Source organism: Cellvibrio sp. KY-GH-1, from assembly GCF_008806975.1.
Classification (GTDB): Bacteria; Pseudomonadota; Gammaproteobacteria; order Pseudomonadales; family Cellvibrionaceae; genus Cellvibrio.
Map to the genome: position 1 here is coordinate 5,603,962 of NZ_CP031728.1, position 18,363 is coordinate 5,622,324.

General features: G+C 47.5%; 14 protein-coding genes. 11 read left to right on the top strand and 3 right to left on the bottom strand.

Translation table 11 applies throughout. The features are described from left to right. Positions 1-33 precede the first annotated feature (33 nt). Together D0C16_RS23290 and D0C16_RS23295 are read right to left on the bottom strand one after the other, a co-directional pair. A complete protein-coding gene (locus tag D0C16_RS23290) occupies positions 34-723 on the bottom strand; it encodes a hypothetical protein (protein WP_151034630.1) in 690 nt (229 codons plus the stop codon). A 221-nt stretch (positions 724-944) separates the two neighbouring features. Next, positions 945-2,240, bottom strand: a complete 1,296-nt coding sequence (locus D0C16_RS23295) for a hypothetical protein (protein WP_151034631.1) — start codon at positions 2,238-2,240, stop codon at positions 945-947. A 292-nt stretch (positions 2,241-2,532) separates the two neighbouring features. On the opposite strand from D0C16_RS23295, the gene lepA reads away from it, so the two are divergent. Genes lepA through recO form a run of 6 tightly spaced genes read left to right on the top strand, consistent with a single transcriptional unit; the run spans position 2,533 to position 8,100 of the window. Beyond that, positions 2,533-4,332, top strand: a complete 1,800-nt coding sequence (lepA, locus tag D0C16_RS23300; protein ID WP_151034632.1) for a translation elongation factor 4 — start codon at positions 2,533-2,535, stop codon at positions 4,330-4,332. A 43-nt stretch (positions 4,333-4,375) separates the two neighbouring features. Continuing rightward, positions 4,376-5,224 carry a signal peptidase I gene (gene lepB, locus D0C16_RS23305; RefSeq protein WP_151034633.1) on the top strand — a complete coding sequence of 283 codons (849 nt, stop codon included), beginning with the start codon at positions 4,376-4,378 and terminating at the stop codon, positions 5,222-5,224. Between the two features lie 53 nt (positions 5,225-5,277). Continuing rightward, positions 5,278-5,712 (top strand): DUF4845 domain-containing protein, encoded by a 435-nt coding sequence (locus D0C16_RS23310; RefSeq protein WP_151034634.1) that lies wholly within the window; start codon positions 5,278-5,280, stop codon positions 5,710-5,712. Positions 5,713-5,715: 3 nt separating this feature from the next. Further along, complete coding sequence (gene rnc, locus D0C16_RS23315; protein ID WP_151034635.1) at positions 5,716-6,396, top strand: ribonuclease III; 681 nt, start codon at positions 5,716-5,718, stop codon at positions 6,394-6,396. Positions 6,397-6,455: 59 nt separating this feature from the next. Further along, the gene (gene era, locus D0C16_RS23320) at positions 6,456-7,373 is read left to right on the top strand and encodes a GTPase Era (RefSeq protein ID WP_151034636.1); all 918 of its coding nucleotides are present in this window, start codon (positions 6,456-6,458) and stop codon (positions 7,371-7,373) included. Between the two features lie 19 nt (positions 7,374-7,392). Further along, positions 7,393-8,100: a DNA repair protein RecO gene (recO, locus tag D0C16_RS23325; RefSeq protein ID WP_151034637.1), complete on the top strand. Its 708-nt coding sequence runs from the start codon at positions 7,393-7,395 to the stop codon at positions 8,098-8,100. A 3-nt stretch (positions 8,101-8,103) separates the two neighbouring features. Here the strand turns inward: recO and D0C16_RS23330 are convergent, their stop codons facing one another. Next, positions 8,104-10,908 (bottom strand): response regulator, encoded by a 2,805-nt coding sequence (locus D0C16_RS23330; protein WP_151034638.1) that lies wholly within the window; start codon positions 10,906-10,908, stop codon positions 8,104-8,106. A 185-nt stretch (positions 10,909-11,093) separates the two neighbouring features. Between D0C16_RS23330 and cysM the strand changes: the two genes are divergently transcribed. The 5 genes from cysM (at position 11,094) to mazG (ending at position 18,160) form a co-directional block, all read left to right on the top strand. Continuing rightward, the gene (cysM, locus tag D0C16_RS23335) at positions 11,094-11,984 is read left to right on the top strand and encodes a cysteine synthase CysM (RefSeq protein WP_151034639.1); all 891 of its coding nucleotides are present in this window, start codon (positions 11,094-11,096) and stop codon (positions 11,982-11,984) included. Positions 11,985-12,036: 52 nt separating this feature from the next. After that, positions 12,037-13,461 carry a CotH kinase family protein gene (locus D0C16_RS23340; protein WP_151034640.1) on the top strand — a complete coding sequence of 475 codons (1,425 nt, stop codon included), beginning with the start codon at positions 12,037-12,039 and terminating at the stop codon, positions 13,459-13,461. 48 nt (positions 13,462-13,509) lie between these two features. Beyond that, positions 13,510-15,009 carry a 23S rRNA (uracil(1939)-C(5))-methyltransferase RlmD gene (gene rlmD / locus D0C16_RS23345; protein ID WP_151034641.1) on the top strand — a complete coding sequence of 500 codons (1,500 nt, stop codon included), beginning with the start codon at positions 13,510-13,512 and terminating at the stop codon, positions 15,007-15,009. Between the two features lie 90 nt (positions 15,010-15,099). Beyond that, positions 15,100-17,340 (top strand): GTP diphosphokinase, encoded by a 2,241-nt coding sequence (relA, locus tag D0C16_RS23350; RefSeq protein ID WP_151034642.1) that lies wholly within the window; start codon positions 15,100-15,102, stop codon positions 17,338-17,340. A gap of 22 nt (positions 17,341-17,362) precedes the next feature. Then, positions 17,363-18,160, top strand: coding sequence for a nucleoside triphosphate pyrophosphohydrolase (gene mazG / locus D0C16_RS23355; RefSeq protein WP_151035085.1), 798 nt, complete (start codon positions 17,363-17,365; stop codon positions 18,158-18,160). The last annotated feature ends 203 nt before the right edge of the window (positions 18,161-18,363 follow it).

The window sequence follows — 18,363 nt, forward strand, 5'->3', positions numbered from 1 at the left end:
AGGTAAAAGCAGAAAGAAATGCAAAGCGAAAAATCAGGCGGTAGTGGGCGTTTGTAGATCCAGGTGTAAACCGGTAGTCAATTTCAACCAATCTTTGCCAGTGAGTAACGGTTTAAGCATGGCGAGCGTGCCATTAAATACATCTGCGGGAGCTGCGTGGCGGAACCCTTGTAAAAAAGTTGTGCGCTCCATGTGTGTAATGTTCGGTAGAATCATTAATAAGCAGCGTAGGTTTTCCTCAGGGGTGAGTGACGCAACCAGCTTTTGCTCAATCGAATGAATTTCTTCATCGCTAAAGTATTTCCACAGCAGCTCCACGTTGTGGGTTTCTTCAACGCGCATATGGGTAAAGTTTTCTGCAACAAATAAAGAGAATGAACCATAAAAAGATTCTAATGCTTTGGTTCTATCTGTGCTGTGCAAGTTCTTAATAAGCGCGATCTTATGCTGTAACTCATCAATCACTGTTTCGTGTTCGTAATGATCATCAATAGTTTGCAACGGGTTTTTATCCGGCGATTGAATAACCGGGTGAATAAAATTGTTTTCGTGTTCAAGGTGGTCGCGACAAAAATTTAACAGGCTTCCTGTGATCTCCAATTGGTGTGCAACTGCCTCTGCATCGGTGTCGTCGAGTTTTCCTAAATCAACGAGGTTTTGGCACAGGCTTGCTCTCAATCCTTTGTGAATCAGGGTGTAGATGTTATAGCGTGAATGGTTCATGGTCTCAGGTTCCATTGAGAATGGGTATTGAAATTGTTAGTAGGATTCTAGGTTAAAGGGAGTCTGAATCCTTAAATACAAAACAGCGGTGCTATTGTGCAAAAGCGGCGGGAAGAGGTCTGTAAAAAATTGTGCGTAGAGGGTATTTTCCCTGTTGGACGCCCCAAAAACTAAGGGCGCTTTACGCGCCCTTAGTCGATTTTTTTGTTTTAGGCAAAAATTTATATGCTTTCCGGTTTTATTAGTTCCAGAGAATAGTTAACGGTTTTATTTTTAAACTTAACCACATTGACATATACATATTCTTCTTTTCCTTTGCTGCCGAGTGTTCCTGTCAGCATGGCAAAATCTGCCCCCCGGTCAACGTTATATAAATCGGCCAGTTGGCGATAAATATCACTTGCATCTTCACCCCGCTCTTCATAAATCGCTTGTCTGGCTAACTGCACCCCACAGTTTTTTTCTGCAGAGTCGCATTGCCATAGCACTTTTACACCTTGCGCTTGTAGTTGTTGTTTAAGTGTGGAGTAGGTTTTTAAATAGGACTTGCTCACGTTGTCAGGGACGGAATAGATATTGACGTACTGTTCACCGGTAAGTTTTAATTTTTTGAACTCGCTACGTTTTCCGTTGGCGAGGTTTGCCGAAAGCGGAAGAACGACTCTGGTTAGGTCGTTATTGTGTTTTGCGATTAACTTGCTCCCGGGAAACTTTACTTGCAGTAAATTGCCTTTGGTTGGTGCAGTGGTGGAGGCGGAGTTGTTTTCGCCCTCATCCTGATGGGCAGTATTGTTTTGGCCTTTAAGTGGATCATCTGCTTGTACCAGTTCAAATGAATAGGTGACTGGCTTTGAGCTGCTGTATTTATTCACCAGCATAAACAAAAAATACGGTTTACCTCTGACTTTGGTGCGCGCTGTGAGCATGGCAAAATCCGTATCGTCATCCAGATTGTATAAGTCAGTCAGGTCGTGATAAATATCGCTCGCGTCTTCGCCGCGCTCTTCATAAATGGCTTGTTTTGCAAGGTACTGCCCACAATTTTGCTCGGCAGAATCACATTGCCAAAGAATTTCAAAATTTGCATCGGCTGCATTGCGTTTAAGCGTATTGAATACTTTGAGGTATGAGTTAGAAACCGCTGCGGGTACAGAGTAGATATAAACTTTTTGTTCGCCTGATAGTTTTAGTTTGCGGAAGCTGGTGCGATCACTGGGCAAGTTGGCAGACAGGGGTAACACGGTTCGGGTCAAATCATTTTGGTTGTATGCAATGAGCTGGCTGCGTGGGTATTTATCCAGCAATTCGCTGTCTTCAGCTCCTTCAACACTGCTATCGTCAGGCGTACTGGTGTCGCCCTTGAGGGTGTCGTTTACGGTTTTGGTGAGCTTATTTTTTTCTTCTACAAGTTTATTGGCTTTGTCCAAAAGGTCGAAAGCGTTTACCTGGGCGGTGCTGAAGGCAAGAGTAGAAATAAAGGCAATAGGTAGCAGTGAGGGGAATGTGTATTTGCGCATGGCGAAAATCCTTGTAACAGTGGGGATTGGTTTTTATATAGGATGAAGTCTGGGCGCTAATGTAGTTGGAGTTGTCTTAACCGTAGATTAACGTGCCGCCGCTAGTGTAAGGCGCGGTAGCGACATTTCAAGGTTATTTTTCTAGGATGGGCACGGATGCGCGTGATTTGCTTAGTGCCTTGAGGGGGGATATGTGTACCCGATGGGGCATATAGGCTAGAATGCCGCCCAATCTTTTCGCCCCCCGGTTTCGGGGATCCAAATCCAACTTCGTTAAAGTAGTTAAGCACCTGTGACTGACCTGAGCCATATCCGCAATTTTTCCATTATCGCCCACATTGACCACGGTAAATCCACCATTGCTGACCGCTTCATTCAGATGTGCGGTGGCCTGAGTGATCGTGAAATGGAAGCGCAAGTGCTTGATTCCATGGACTTGGAGCGCGAGCGCGGCATTACCATTAAAGCCCACAGTGTGACGTTGAACTACAAGGCACGTGACGGCAAAACCTATCAGCTTAACTTCATTGATACCCCTGGCCATGTGGACTTCACGTATGAAGTGTCTCGCTCTTTGGCGGCCTGTGAGGGTGCCTTGCTGGTTGTGGATGCTGCCCAAGGGGTAGAGGCCCAGTCGGTCGCCAACTGTTATACCGCCATTGAGCAAGGGCTGGAGGTTATTCCGGTTCTGAACAAAATGGATCTGCCCCAAGCGGAACCAGAGCGTGTCGCCCAGGAAATTGAAGACATTATTGGTCTGGATGCAATGGAGGCCGTGCGTTGTTCTGCGAAGTCTGGCCTGGGTATGGAAGATGTACTGGAAGAGCTGGTGCGTCTGGTACCTGCACCCAAGGGTGATGTAGATGCCCCTTTACAAGCACTGATTATCGACTCCTGGTTTGATAACTACCTCGGGGTAGTGTCGCTCGTGCGGGTAATGCAAGGCACCTTGAAAATCAAAGATAAAATTATCGCCAAAACCATTGGCAAGCCTCAGTTGGTCGATGGCCTCGGCGTATTCACGCCCAAGCCTCTGCAATTAAAAGAGCTGAAGGCTGGTGAAGTAGGCTTTGTGGTTGCCGGTATTAAAGACATTCACGGTGCCCCGGTGGGCGACACTCTTACCCATGCGCAAACGGCAGATGTGGAAGCCTTGGCGGGGTTCCAGAAGATCAAGCCGCAAGTTTATGCGGGTATGTTCCCGGTTAGTTCCGATGACTTTGAAGATTTCCGCGAAGCCCTGGCCAAGCTTACCTTGAATGATGCCTCGCTGTTCTATGAGCCAGAGAGTTCAGACGCGTTGGGTTTTGGTTTCCGTTGTGGCTTCCTCGGAATGCTGCACATGGAGATTATTCAGGAGCGCCTGGAGCGTGAATACGATCTGGATCTGATTACCACCGCGCCAACCGTGGTTTATGAAATTGAAACCACGAAGGGTGAAACTATTTATGTGGACAACCCGTCCAAGTTGCCTGATCCCGGCAGTATCGGCGATATGCGCGAGCCAATTGTGGAGGCCAATATCCTGGTACCACAGGAGCACTTGGGTAACGTCATCACACTGTGTATTGAAAAGCGTGGTGTACAAAAGGATCTGCAATTTACCGGTTCTCAGGTGTCGGTAAAGTACGAATTACCAATGAACGAAGTGGTGACGGATTTCTTCGATCGTTTGAAATCAGTTAGCCGCGGTTTTGCCTCTCTGGATTATAACTTTGTGCGTTTCCAAAGTGCGAAGTTGGTGCGTTTGGACGTATTGATCAATGGCGATAAGGTGGATGCATTGGCGATTATTGTGCATCGCGATAAAGCCCAGAACATGGGTCGCCAATTGGTTGAAAAAATGAAAGAACTCATTCCGCGACAAATGTTTGATGTGGCGATTCAGGCTGCAATTGGTGGCCAGGTAGTGGCACGCTCAACCGTTAAAGCTTTGCGTAAAGACGTATTGGCAAAATGTTACGGCGGCGATGCAACCCGTAAGAAGAAGCTGTTGGAAAAACAAAAAGCGGGTAAAAAACGTATGAAGCAAGTCGGTAATGTGGAGATTCCACAAGCCGCTTTCTTCGCGGTGCTGAAAATAGATAGCTAAAAAGTTCTACGCACCTAATTAACTGGCAACCTAAGGAAACTTGATGAGCAGTATTAATCTCCCGCTGATTCTCACTTTGGCTGTGTTGGTCACTGGTCTGGTGTGGCTATTTGATGCGTTGGTCTTAGCGCGTCCCCGCAAGGAAAAAGTCGCTGCCGTTGATAAACAGTTCACTGGCATGGCGCTGGAGACTGAACAGCAGAAGATGGCCTATGAAGATGCCAAAAGTGTCGCTGCGCGTGAGCCGGTATTGGTTGAGTATGCGAAATCATTTTTCCCGGTACTGTTTATCGTTTTCTTTTTACGCTCTTTTTTGGTTGAGCCTTTCCAGATCCCCTCTGGCTCCATGATTCCAACTCTGGAAGTGGGTGATTTTATTCTGGTCAATAAATTTGCTTATGGTATTCGCGAACCTATTACCAATACCCAGCTTATCCCGGTCAGCAAGCCTCAGCGTGGTGATGTGATGGTGTTTTTCCCACCCCATGCGCCTACCACTTATTACATTAAGCGCGTGATTGGTGTTCCCGGCGATCATATCTCTTACATCAACCATGTGTTGACGATTAACGGTAAGGTTATCGAGGAAAAGCTGGTTGCTGAGTTGCCGGCGGGTGCGCCTTATTTGCGTATGGTGAAAGAAACCATTGACGATAAAACCTTTACCGCGTTCAAACATTTCCAGCCTGGTCCGTTAAGCGTGCGCGGTTCCTGGGTAGTGCCTGAGGGGCACTATTTCATGATGGGCGATAATCGCGATAATAGTCTGGATAGTCGCGACTGGGGTGTGGTTTCTGAAAATGCGATCGTTGGTAAAGCGTTTGCTGTGTGGATGCACTGGGATAAGTTCTTCAGTGTTCCTTCGTTTGATCATGTTGGCGTTATCAAGTAGATTTTTGTGCTAGCGTAAAAGCAGTCGTATCTTCTCTTGTGGAGTCCAAATTGATGAAAACTGTTCAGCTTAAGAGATTCAGGCACCAGCGTGGTATGGGGATGTTGCAGTTCGCTTTGGTTGCAGCTATCGCCGGGTTTTTTTTGCTTTTTGCGTTCAAAGTAGTTCCGTTGTATGCGGAAAATCGTTACGTCGAGTCGGCATTGCGTTCGTTGGTCTCTGGCGGAGAAAAGCTGGAAGAGATGAGTGATGCTGAAATTATTAAAAAACTCAATAACTTCTATATGATTAACAATGTGCGCAGTGAAGGTCCCACAAAAAATATTAAAATAGAGCGCGAAGCGGAAAAGGCAATGGTCACCGTTGACTATGAGACGCGTGTTACGTTGATGTACAACATTGATTTAATTTTAGGCTTTAAGAATCATTTGGACAGCACTAATCCCGCCCAATGTTGCAAACCAGCAGCCACACTAACTACCAAGTAATTTGTGCAAAATCTTAAATATCAACGCCTGGAGCAACGTCTAGGCTATCAATTTGAAAATCAGCGTCAGCTACAACTGGCGCTAACCCACCGCAGCCATGGCGCAACCAATAACGAGCGTTTGGAATTCCTGGGCGATTCCATCTTAAATTTTATCATTGGCGATGCCTTGTTCAGTCGTTTTCCGGACGTACGTGAAGGGCAGTTGAGCCGCTTGCGGTCGCAATTGGTAAAAGGTGAAACTCTCGCTGAACTGGCTCGAGAATTTGAAATGGGCGATTGCCTGATTCTGGGAGAGGGCGAGCAAAAGTCGGGAGGCAGAAGTCGCGATTCTATTCTTGCCGATAGCGTAGAGGCCATAATCGGCGCAATTTATACCGAGCGTGGTCTTGATGTGTGCCGTGAGCGGGTGTTGAGCTGGTTTGCCTCGCGTCTGGATGCAATTGGCATTGATACCAGCGCCAAGGATGCCAAGTCGCGTCTACAGGAATATTTACAAGCCCAGCGCCAGCCTTTACCGGAATATGCTGTAATCAATATTGGCGGGGAAGGGCATGCCCAGGTATTTACGATTGAGTGCCGGGTTGTACTGGCCAAAAAACCGACCCAAGCATCAGCCTCTAGCCGCCGTGAAGCGGAAAAGCAGTGCGCACTCTTGATGCTTAAGCAGTTAAAGCTCGACTAGATACCTGCCTGTTTCGCTTTTTCGATTCACTTTCTTTTTATTTTCTGTAGTAATTTTTTATGAATTTTGACTCTGATACTGACAACACCGATACGCGCTGCGGTTATGTAGCTATTGTTGGCCGCCCTAATGTAGGTAAATCGACCCTGCTTAACCACATGCTAGGGCAAAAAATCAGTATTACGTCGCGCAAGCCCCAAACTACTCGCAATGCTGTGGTTGGGATTAAGACTGAAGGCGATGTGCAAATCATTTTCGTCGATACCCCAGGCTTGCATTTAGGGCAACAAAAAGCAATTAATCGCTATATGAATCGCGCGGCAACCACGGCGATGAAAGACGTTGATGTTGTGGTGTTTGTGGTGGATCGTTTTATCTGGACGGAAGAGGATGAAGCGGTAGCGGAGAAGCTGCAAAATATTAACAGCCCGGTAATTCTGGCAGTTAATAAAGTTGATCAAATAGAAGATAAAGAGACGCTGTTGCCGCATTTACAGCAGCTGGCAGAAAAACTAAAGGTGGCGGAAATTGTTCCAATTTCTGCATTGCGCAATAACAACCTGGAGCGTCTGGAGCAGTTGATTATTGAGCGGTTGCCCGAAGGGATACATATGTATCCTGAAGATCAGATTACCGATCGCAGTTCGCGCTTTATGGCAGCAGAGATTGTGCGTGAAAAAATTACGCGACAATTGGGCGATGAATTGCCCTATGAAATGGCGGTGGAAATTGAAGAGTTTAAGCAAGAAGGTAATTTGCTCAATATTTCTGCGTTAATTCTGGTGGAGCGCGATGGCCAGAAAAAAATCCTGATTGGTGACAAGGGTGCACGTATCAAACTCATTGGTACTGAAGCACGTATCGATATGGAAAAATTGTTTGAGATGAAAATCATGCTCAAATTGTGGGTGAAAGTAAAATCTGGCTGGTCAGATGATGAGCGTGCGTTACGCAGTCTTGGCTATAACGATTTTTAATTCTTGTCTGTAACCTATTATGCGTGTCGATTTGCAGCCAGCCTACATATTGCACACGCGCCCTTACCGCGACACCAGTTTATTAGTTGATTTGCTCACGCCGGATTTCGGGCGCGTCACTGCAGTGGCGCGTGGCGTGCGTAAAACGAAAACCCCCAAGCGTCAATTGCTAAATCCGTTCAGTCGCTTGCTCGTGTGCTGGCAAGGCAAAACAGATATGAAATTGCTGACCAGTTTTGAGTCAGACAATCACTTCCTCAGCCTAAAAGGCAATCACTTATATTCTGCGTTTTATCTGAATGAGTTGCTGGTGCGTTTGTTGCCAGAGATGGATAGACATAACGGATTATTTTACGCCTATGAGCAAAGCCTGAATGCCTTACAATTGGAAGTCGAAATAGAACCTTTATTGCGTGGATTTGAGTTTCGATTGTTGGAGGAATTGGGTTACGCGCTGGATTTTACTCACGATGTGCGCAGCGGCTGCGCCATTGAAATTCAAGACTTCTATGAGTGTCATATTCAAGAAGGCTTTTATGCTGCTGCCCCTGATATTCCTGAAAACTTGTTGATTAAAGGGGAGTGGTTGCTGGCAATCGCGCAGGGTGATTATTCGGCGCCGTTGACGCGCCAGGCTGCGAAGCAACTAACGCGACGCATGCTCAGGCCTCTATTGGGCAGCAAGCCTTTGCATAGCCGCGAATTATTCCGGCAACCAGCGGGTTAGTATTTAGCTGGTAGGTGCCTCACTGGGTTCCAGGCCAAAGAGCGCATCGATATTTTTATCCCTGCCCCAATTGAGTAAATCATCCAGCGCGTGGTTGAGGGCAGGCATAGCACTGCGCGCCTGTTCAAATTGTTTGCTTTGGAATAATTTATCCAGCAGTCCGCTGATGTGTTTCAAGCGTGGTACTCCACAATAGCAACTGCTGCCGTAGAGTCGATGAACCAGTTCACCCAGCTCCTCAAACTCTTCGGCGGCCAACGCTTGTTGAATTTGCGATTTCTCTGATTCCAATCCGGCGAGCAGCATCCTCAGCATATCGCGCGCGAGTGCGGGTTTGTGATTGGCAAGTTTGAGACACAATTGGATGTCGACCGAGCCGGTCAGGTCTTCTGTGGGAATGGTTTCGCGCACAGGTGCGCTGGTTTTTTCTTCCGGTTGAATCACAATTTCTTTTTTGCCCGACAAACTGTTCCAGCGATTGATGATATGGGCAAGCTGATTTTCATTTACCGGTTTGCTGATGCAGTCATCCATGCCGGCAATCAGCAATTCGGCTTTCTGTTCGGTAATCGTGTGCGCCGTTAACGCAATGATAGGCGTGCGCCGTTTTCCCTCTTCCAATGTGCGAATATGACGCGTTGCTTCCATACCATCCATGCCTGGCATTTGGATATCCATAAAAATTACATCGAATTCATGTTGCTCGCAGGCCTCTATGGCCATTGGGCCACTACTTGCTTGAGTGACTTGGGTATTTAAGCCTCGCAACAATTCTGATGCGAGTTGTAAGTTGGCAGGGTTGTCATCTACCAGTAGCACTGAAATGCTCGGTTGCAGTAAATCTTCATCTTGTTCGCGCATATCTTTAATGTGTAAATCGAGTTGTCGTCCGAGCGTTTGCAGCAATGCATCGTAGGCAATGGGTTTGTTAATAAACAATACGCGTGATTTATCGGAATGATTGCGGAATAAACGCTGATGCGCAGGCGTGCAGCATGCGATCAATGTACAGTTAAATTCCATGTGCAGCTGTTCGGCGAGATTGTGCAGCAGTACGGGGGGGATTTTCCGTTCGTTGGGGGCAATATCCAGAATCAATAAATCAAAATTGTTGTTGGCGTTGCGGGCGTTCCGTAGTATTGGAAAGCAATCGTGAATTGCAGGAATGTTTTGTGTGTTGCCATTCCATTCGCGCAAAAGGTTGTCGATCTGTTTTAGCGAAGCAGGATTTTCCCCACACAATAAAATGCGGTAATCACTCAGGTTGGCAAGTTGGCTTAGGGACGGTTGCCGTTTGTCGATACCCATACGCGCGGTAAACCAAAAGGTAGAGCCTTTTTCCGGCTCACTGACTACGCCAATTTCGCCATGCATACGCTCCACTAGGCCTTTACAGATGGCGAGTCCCAACCCTGTGCCTTCGTGTTCGCGGGTAATGGAGCTGTCAGCTTGGTTAAACGGGCTAAATAATTGATCCTGTTCTTCGCGGCTTAAACCGATTCCTTCGTCACTAACACAAATTTTCAAGGTGATTTGGGTTTCCTGGCGCTGCAGGATACTGATATCCACGACTATGTTGCCGCTATTACTGTATTTGATGGCATTGGTTAATAAATTGGAAAGGACTTGTTTGAATCTCAACGCATCGCCCAATAAATTCTTGGGAATGTTTGCTTCAACGTAGTTCACCAATTCAAGATTTTTTTCATGGGCGTCGGGTGCCAAAATGTGCAGCACTTCATCAACGCTCTGACGAATCGGTAGGGGGGCATAATCCAGTGTGAGCTTGCCGGATTCAATCTTGGAAAAATCGAGAATGCCGTTAATCACAGTTAACAGGTTTTGCGCTGAGTCACGAATGGTTTCCATGTATTCGCGCTGCTGTTCATTTAATTCTGTTTTAAGTGCGAGGTTAATGAATCCGAGAATGCCATTTAGCGGTGTGCGAATTTCGTGACTGGTGTTGGCAAGAAATTCTGATTTGACCCGGCTCGCCTCAAGGGCTTCTTTACGTGCAAGATCCAACTCTACGTTTTGGATTTCAATGGTCTCCAGCGTCTCGCGTAAGTCTTCAATGGCGTGGTCAATGTGCCCCTGCATATCGGCTTGCGCTGCTTCCATGTAATCCGCCATTGTATTGATGGCTTCAGCAAGTCCGAGAAACTCATTGGAATTTTGTTGTACGACCCGTTCATTCAAGCGGCCTCGTGCGAGTGCATGCACCACATTTTTAATGTGATCAAGCGGATCGGTGATGCGGTAATAGAGTGAAATGGCAAAATAGGCACCGATGATCAAACACAAGGTTGTTAATGCAATGGTCAACACGATTGCTTCATAGCGGACGACTGCATAAGGCGCTGCCAGTAATTCAATTTCTACCCAGCCGATAGGGTTTTTATTTTCCAGATTTACCAGTGGGTGGGAGAAACGCAAGGTGCGATAGGTTTTACGCTCCAGTGGCTGTTCCATATTTGGCTCGCCGGAATCACGGGTTTCCATAAATTGCGGACCGCTGTGAAAACTTTGATCTTTGTCCGCGTAATAGGCGTGGATAGCGCGAATGTAGGGCTCTTCCAAGGAGGCGTCGAGAATATGTTGGGTTAACTCACGGTTGCTGTCGGAAATAGGTTTGTGCAACAAGTGTGCAGTTTTTTGCGCGAGTATGCTGCCGCGCAAATCGATAAACTTATTGATTTGCGAAATACACAAATACGTGAGGCTGATGGCAATAAAAATGATGATGCTGATGGATGGAATAAAAATCAGGCGCCACACATCGGACTTGATACTGTTGCGTTTATTCATGGCAAGCGGCCTTGTTCCTTGTTCTTCTGATTAGTTGCGTGTGATGAATAGAGTAACTGGCAGGAATAAAGTCCCAAGCGGATGCGTGCCAGGTGTTCGCAGGGCGTGCGATCACAGGTAGAATAGCCGCCTCCAGCGCGCCTGCGCAACCTGCCAGCCATTCGAATATCCCCACTGAGGCATTTATGGATTTTCCCACGATTGACGCGTATGTCGGTAATACTCCGTTGGTGCGCTTGCAGCGTTTACCCGGCACTACCAGCAATAAAGTTTTGGTCAAGCTCGAGGGGAATAATCCGGCCGGGTCGGTAAAAGATCGCCCGGCGCTATCGATGATTTCTCGCGCTGAACTGCGCGGTGACATTAAACCGGGTGACACCTTAATCGAGGCTACCAGTGGCAACACTGGCATTGCACTGGCGATGGTTGCAGCCATTAAAGGCTACCGCATGATTTTAATCATGCCGGATAATTCCACAGCCGAGCGCAAGGCGTCTATGGCAGCTTACGGTGCAGAGCTAATTTTGGTTTCCAAAGAGTCGGGAATGGAAGGGGCCCGCGATCTGGCTTTGCAAATGCAAGCAGACGGGAAGGGCAAGGTGCTTGATCAATTTGGTAATCCAGACAATCCGCTTGCGCATTACACCACTACCGGTCCGGAAATTTGGCAGCAAACTGAAGGCCGTATTACCCATTTTGTCAGCTCCATGGGTACCACCGGCACCATCATGGGGACTTCGCGATTTTTAAAGGAAAAAAATCCTGCGATTCAGATTGTTGGCTTGCAGCCTTCCGATGGTGCGCAAATTCCGGGTATTCGCCGTTGGCCTGAAGCGTATCTTCCCAAAATTTATGAGCGCGATCGTGTGGATGGCATAGTAAGTATGCCTCAGCGACTGGCGGAAGATACCATGCGCGAGCTGGCGCGCAAGGAGGGTATTTTTTGCGGCGTTTCTTCTGGTGGTGCTGTTGCAGCGGCGCTGGAGTTAAGTCAGCAGGTAGAGAACGCGGTGATTGTGGCGATTATTTGCGATCGCGGGGATCGCTATTTGTCTTCCGGGTTATTTAACGTTTGAACTAAATATACAGCGGTAAAAATCAACTAACAATAAACAAGCAGGAGCTTTTATGTCGGTCGTTACGCGGATTAAGGTAATGGTTTTAGCAATATCACTGGGCGCCTGTGGTGGATCGGGTTCTGGCGGTGGAGATAATAAAGGTGGAAATACTCAATCGAGTAGTTCTTCGCAATCTGTTATGTCTTCCAGCTCCAGCAGCCTTGCGATACCTGCAGATTTTCCTAAAGGAACAACGGAGACTTTACCCACGCTTTCGTTAACGACGGATGGCGCAGCGCCTATTGTTTCTAAAGAGAATTATCTCACCGGTCAGTTCACCCTAAATGGTGAAGGGGTAGAGCAAAGTTCCGGTACGCTTGAAATTCGAGGGCGTGGCAACTCTACCTGGAGCTGGCCGAAAAAACCTTATCGATTGAAGCTAGCCAATTCCACATCTTTGTTGGGAATGCCAGCGAGTAAACACTGGGTGTTGTTGGCAAATTATGCGGACAAAACCCTGATGCGAAATGACATCACCTTTATGTTTAGCAAGAGCCTGGGGATGGAATATACCCCGCGCGCGCAGTACGTGGAGGTGAACCTGAATGGCGTTTATCAGGGTGTCTATCAGTTGGTGGAGCATATTCGTATAGCAAAAGACCGTGTGAATATTCCGGAAATGAAGGTAACGGACACCGATGCCGAGAAAATTACCGGTGGCTATTTAATGGAAATCGATTTTCGATATCACAAAAACTATTGCATTGGGAATACATGGGAATCGTTTTGTGTGAATGGAGAAAATCTGAATCGAAAAATAGATTTTTGTATAGATTCAAACCACGGCATGGATCCCTTCTGTTTACAGAGCCCTGAGACGTTACTTGATCCAGCGTGGGCCGCCCAACGCGACTATATTTCAACCTATTTTGCTGATACTGAATCCGCTTTGTTTGGCAGTGACTTTAAAGATGTAAACAAAGGTTATGCGGCCTATATCGATGTGGATTCCGTGATTAACTACTACATCATTAATGAACTTTTTAAAAATCCGGACGGTGCAACAGCCAGCGCTTATGTTTATAAAAAGCGTGGCGGAAAATTGTTTTTTGGTCCCGTATGGGATTTTGACCTCGCGTTTGGCAATGCCGGGTATTCCGATGTGGATAAAACCTACGGTTGGCGCATTCGGGAAAGTACTTGGTTCAAACGCTTGTTTGAAGATCCAGCATTTGAGGCAAAAGTAAAAGCGCGTTGGAATGCGCTGAAAGCAGAAGGAAAGTTTGAATTGCTGTTTGTTTATGCGGATGCCCGTGCGACCTGGTTAGAGAAGCAACAGGTAAAAAATTATTCGATCTGGTCAGTGACTGATTTTGCGCAATGGATTTTGCATGGTAGTCATGGTGGTACGGGCAGCTATGAGGCGGAAGTTAAAGAAATGATTCGCTGGCAGCGCGAAAGATATCAATGGATGGATACGCAGTTCAATAAGTAGCGCATAACTGAATCGCAATGTTGTAAATCGATGCACTGAGACAAATCAATGACAAATCGCTCGAATAAAGGTGGTAGTGGTAAAAGTGGTAGCGGGAAGGGTGGTAATTTGCTCGGCAAAAAGCCACGCCCCAAGAAAATTGGCGAGCCTGTCTATGTGCGCGATGACACTCCACGTATGAATGCTCCGCGCGCGGCAGAAAAAATTCTGCCGCAAATTAATAAGCGTTTAGGCGAGTTCACCATTGAACGTTGGAGCCACGATGGTCGCGGTTTAACAAATTTGGATGGTAAAACACTTTTCATTCAAGGTGCTTTGCCTGGTGAGCGTGTCAGTGCGCGTTTGGTAGAGGAGCATCCACGTTTTGTCGAGGCGCGTGTCGACCAGATAATTGAATCATCTAACGATCGTATTGAGCCGCCTTGTGTGCATTATCACGAGTGTGGCGGTTGTCAGTTGCAGCATGTTAAACCTGAAGCGCAAATTAACTTGAAGCAACAGGCGCTGGAGCAGCAGTTACAGCATTGGGGCAAGGTAACGCCAAAACGTATTCTCGCTGCGGTGCGTGTTGCGGATAGTGGGTATCGCACCCGTGCGCGCTTGGGTGTTTGGTATGAAAATGATGATAGTGTCAGCCTCGGATTTCGTCAGCAGCAAAGCAAAACGATTGCGGCAATTCAGAATTGTTTGGTGCTGGCTCCGGAATTAAATGTACTGATCACACCATTGCAACATTGGCTGGAGCAATTGCGCTCCGCGAAAGCAGTGACGCATATCGAATTGGTGCGCGGCGGCGATGAATCTGCGGTTATTGTGCGTCACACCAAAAAATTAACTGAACAAGATTTGCAAAGCCTCGCGCAATTTGCGCAAGCCTATTTGTGCAACGTGTGGCTGGAGCCTAACGGCAATATTGGGCTTACCGACCTGGATGCAAATAGCTGTAATCCACGAATGAATTATCGTTTGGGTGATTTGCCGCTGAGTTTTCATCCACAAGACTTTACGCAGGTGAATCCTCGTGTAAATGAAGAGATGGTGGCACAGGCGCTCGCGCTTTTAAATTTGAAACCCCATGAGCGAGTATTGGATTTGTTTTGCGGCATAGGAAACTTTACCTTACCAATGGCGCGGGTTTGTCATGAGGTAATTGGCATTGAAGCGGTGGAGTCCATGGTGGTGCGGGGGCGTGAAAATGCCGAGCGACTGGGTATCGCCAATGCAAAATTTATTGCCGCGAACCTCGCTGATATGACCCATACTCAGTGGCAACGGCTGGCTGGTGGAAAAGAGCATGAAATTGCAGCAATTTTGCTCGATCCGCCCCGTGATGGTGCAAAAGAGGTGGTCACCGCCATCAAGCAGTGGGTCGCAACCAAGCAACTTTCGCCCAAGCGAATTGTCTACGTGAGTTGCAACCCGGCGACCTTGGCGCGTGATGCCGCAATTTTGGCCGAAGCTGGCTATCAATTGGATGCCGCCGGAGTATTGGACATGTTCCCCCACACCAGCCATGTAGAGTCAATGGCGTTGTTTTTGCTTAAGTGATGGGCTTATTGTGTCGGCTAAATTGCTATTTTTGGCGACACGATTTACAACAAAACAATAAAACAACCCCGAATTGTTGAAGTAGACGTTATGGTTAAAGTCAGAGCAGATCACCCCATAGCCGCTGACGGCAAGGTCGATATAGATGCCTGGATCGACCGGCTCAACCACTCCCACTTGCAGGTGGAAACCAATCGCGCCGAACTTCGTCGCGCGGCGGAAAAAAGCCTGTCGTTAGTCGATATTCATGCAGATGACGATCATAACTGGGGGGAGGAGTTTTCCTGTTTTCGGATCGGCCTGGAAATGGCTGAAATCCTCGCTGATTTGCAGTTAGACCAGGATGCATTGGTCGCTGCGATTCTCTACCGCGCTGTACGCGAGCACAAAATTACCCTGAAAGATGTTCAGGAAGAGTTTGGCGAAACTGTTGGTAAACTGGTCAAAGGCGTACTGCGTATGGCGGCAATTAGCTACCAGCGCAATGAAGAGGAAAAGGTACTTGGTTCCCAAGCCACTGAACAGGCGGAGAAAATCCGCAAGATGTTGGTGGCCATGGTGGATGATGTGCGTATTGCGCTGATTAAACTGGCTGAGCGCACCTGCGCTATTCGTTCGGTCAAAAATGCAGAGCCCGATCGCCGACGTCAGGTCTCGCGTGAGGTGGCCGATATATACGCTCCGCTGGCCCATCGATTAGGAATTGGGCATATCAAGTGGGAGTTGGAAGACTTGTCTTTCCGGTATCTGCAACCGGATGATTACAAACGTATTGCCAAGTTGCTGGATGAGCGTCGGCTGGCTCGCCAGGAATATATCGACAATTTGCTCAATCTCTTGCGTGGCGAATTAAAAAAGGCCGATATTGAAGGTACTGTTGGCGGCCGCGCGAAGCATATCTACAGCATTTGGCGGAAGATGCAGCGCAAGGGAATTCCCTTTTCCCAAGTCTACGATATACGCGCCGTGCGCATCCTGGTGCCGAGTATTCGCGATTGCTATACCGTGCTCGGTATTGTTCATAGCTTATGGCGCAACATCCCCCACGAATTTGATGACTATATCGCCTCACCCAAAGAAAATGGCTATCGCTCGCTGCATACGGCGGTTTGGGGCCCGGAAAACAAGGTTTTGGAAATCCAGATTCGCACCCATGAAATGCATGAGGAGTCGGAGCTGGGAGTTTGCGCCCACTGGCGCTATAAGGGCACAGATACCAAATCCACACAGGATGCCTACGAGCAAAAAATATCCTGGTTGCGTCAAGTACTGGAGTGGCATGAAGAACTTGGCGGTGACAGCGCGCAACTGCAGGAAGATCTGCGCTCCGTCAATCAGGATCGTATCTACGTATTCACGCCGGAAGGCCATGTAGTGGATTTGCCTCGTACTGCAACGCCACTCGATTTCGCCTACAAAATCCATACAGATGTCGGCCATCGCTGCCGCGGCGCCAAGGTTAATAACCGCATAGTGCCTCTCAACTATCAATTGACAAATGCTGATCAGGTGGAAATCCTCACCGGCAAATTGGAATCGCCCAGTCGCGATTGGCTTAACGCTGCGCTTGGCTATGTGAATACACCGCGCGCTCGCGCCAAAATCCAACATTGGTTTAAGCAGCAGGCGCGCGATAAAAATATCGCCGAAGGTCAAGCGCTGCTGGATCGTGAGTTCAAACGTTTGGCATTGCTGGATCTGGATTTTGAAGAGCTGGCGAAAAAACTGCGTTTTAACTCGCTCGATGATTTATACGCAGCAGTGGGGGCTAGTGATATCGGTGTTGGGCAGGTATTAAATGCCGCCCAGAAACAATTGGATGAGGCTGATCCGCAACAGCCACTAATTCCCTTCAAGGCCAAAACACCGCGCCCGAAAAAAGATTCTGATTTTTATATCGAAGGTGTGGGTAACTTGCTTACCCAGATTGCCCACTGTTGTAACCCGGTACCCGGTGATGCAATTACCGGCTATATAACGCTGGGAAAAGGGGTATCCATTCACCGCCAGGATTGTTCCAATATTTTGCAGCTGCAAACCGACGAACCCCAGCGCATTATTAAGGTGGAGTGGGGTGATGCACCACAAAGCTTCTATTCGGTAGATGTAGTGATTGAGGCTTATGATCGTTACGGCTTGTTGAAGGATATTACTACGCTACTGGATCAGGAGCGCATCAATATTATTGCGTTGCAAACCTTATCGGATAAGCGCAAAAATACGGTAGACATGCAGGTGACGGTCGAGATTCGCAGCTTCGACGAACTAAGTCGCATACTCACCAAACTCAATCAGCTGCCTAACATCGCCTCTGCCCGGCGCAAGCATTAACTTTTTGGCTCTTACCTTAATTATGACCGCACAATATTCCCTGGATGATTTGCTGTATTTGATGGCGCGCCTCCGAGATCCGGAATCTGGTTGTCCTTGGGATATCAAACAGGATTACGCTAGCATCGCTCCTTCTACGCTTGAAGAGGCTTATGAAGTTGTGGATGCAATAGAAAAGCAGGACTTCGTTCATTTGAAAGAAGAGCTGGGAGATTTACTGTTTCAAGTTGTCTTTTATAGCCAGCTCGGTAAAGAAGAAGACCGCTTTGAATTTGAGGGAGTTGTGTCGGATCTGGCGGCTAAACTAATCCGCCGCCATCCTCATGTGTTTCCTGAGGGTACCTTGCAAAGCCGTGTCGATAATCGCAACACCTTGCCGGGCGATGTAAAAGCTCGCTGGGAGGCTATCAAGCAACAGGAGCGTGAAGCCAAAGGGGTGCAAGGGTTGTTGGCCGATATTCCATTGAACCTGCCAGCGCTAAGTCGTGCGGCGAAACTTCAAAAGCGGGCGGCTAGTGTAGGCTTTGATTGGGATGATGTTTACGGTCCCATTGCCAAGGTGCGGGAAGAATTACTGGAAGTTGAGGCAGAGTTGGACTCGGGAGACCGGCAAGCTCTGGAGGAGGAGCTGGGTGATCTGTTGTTTGCGGCGGTGAATATAGCGCGTTATATGAAAATTGATCCGGAGCAGGCCTTGCGCCTCGCCAATCAGAAGTTTGAGTATCGCTTTCATTTTATTGAAAAAAGTGTGGGCCAACCCCTGGAGGAAACCTCTATTCATGAAATGAACCGGCTATGGGATTTGGCTAAAATCTCTTGATGTTTTTCCCTGTAAAAACCCATTTTTACACCAATTCATTAGTTGAATTGTTGTCGCTTAAGTTAGCATAAAGTAATAAAACGTTTTTTTTTGATAGCTTTTTGTTTAATGTTAACGCTTTCAAAAGCAGCTATGATTCAACCATCGATGAGTGATTTACGCATCATTTCTTTCTTAATATACGGCGCTCCGCAGTAATAATA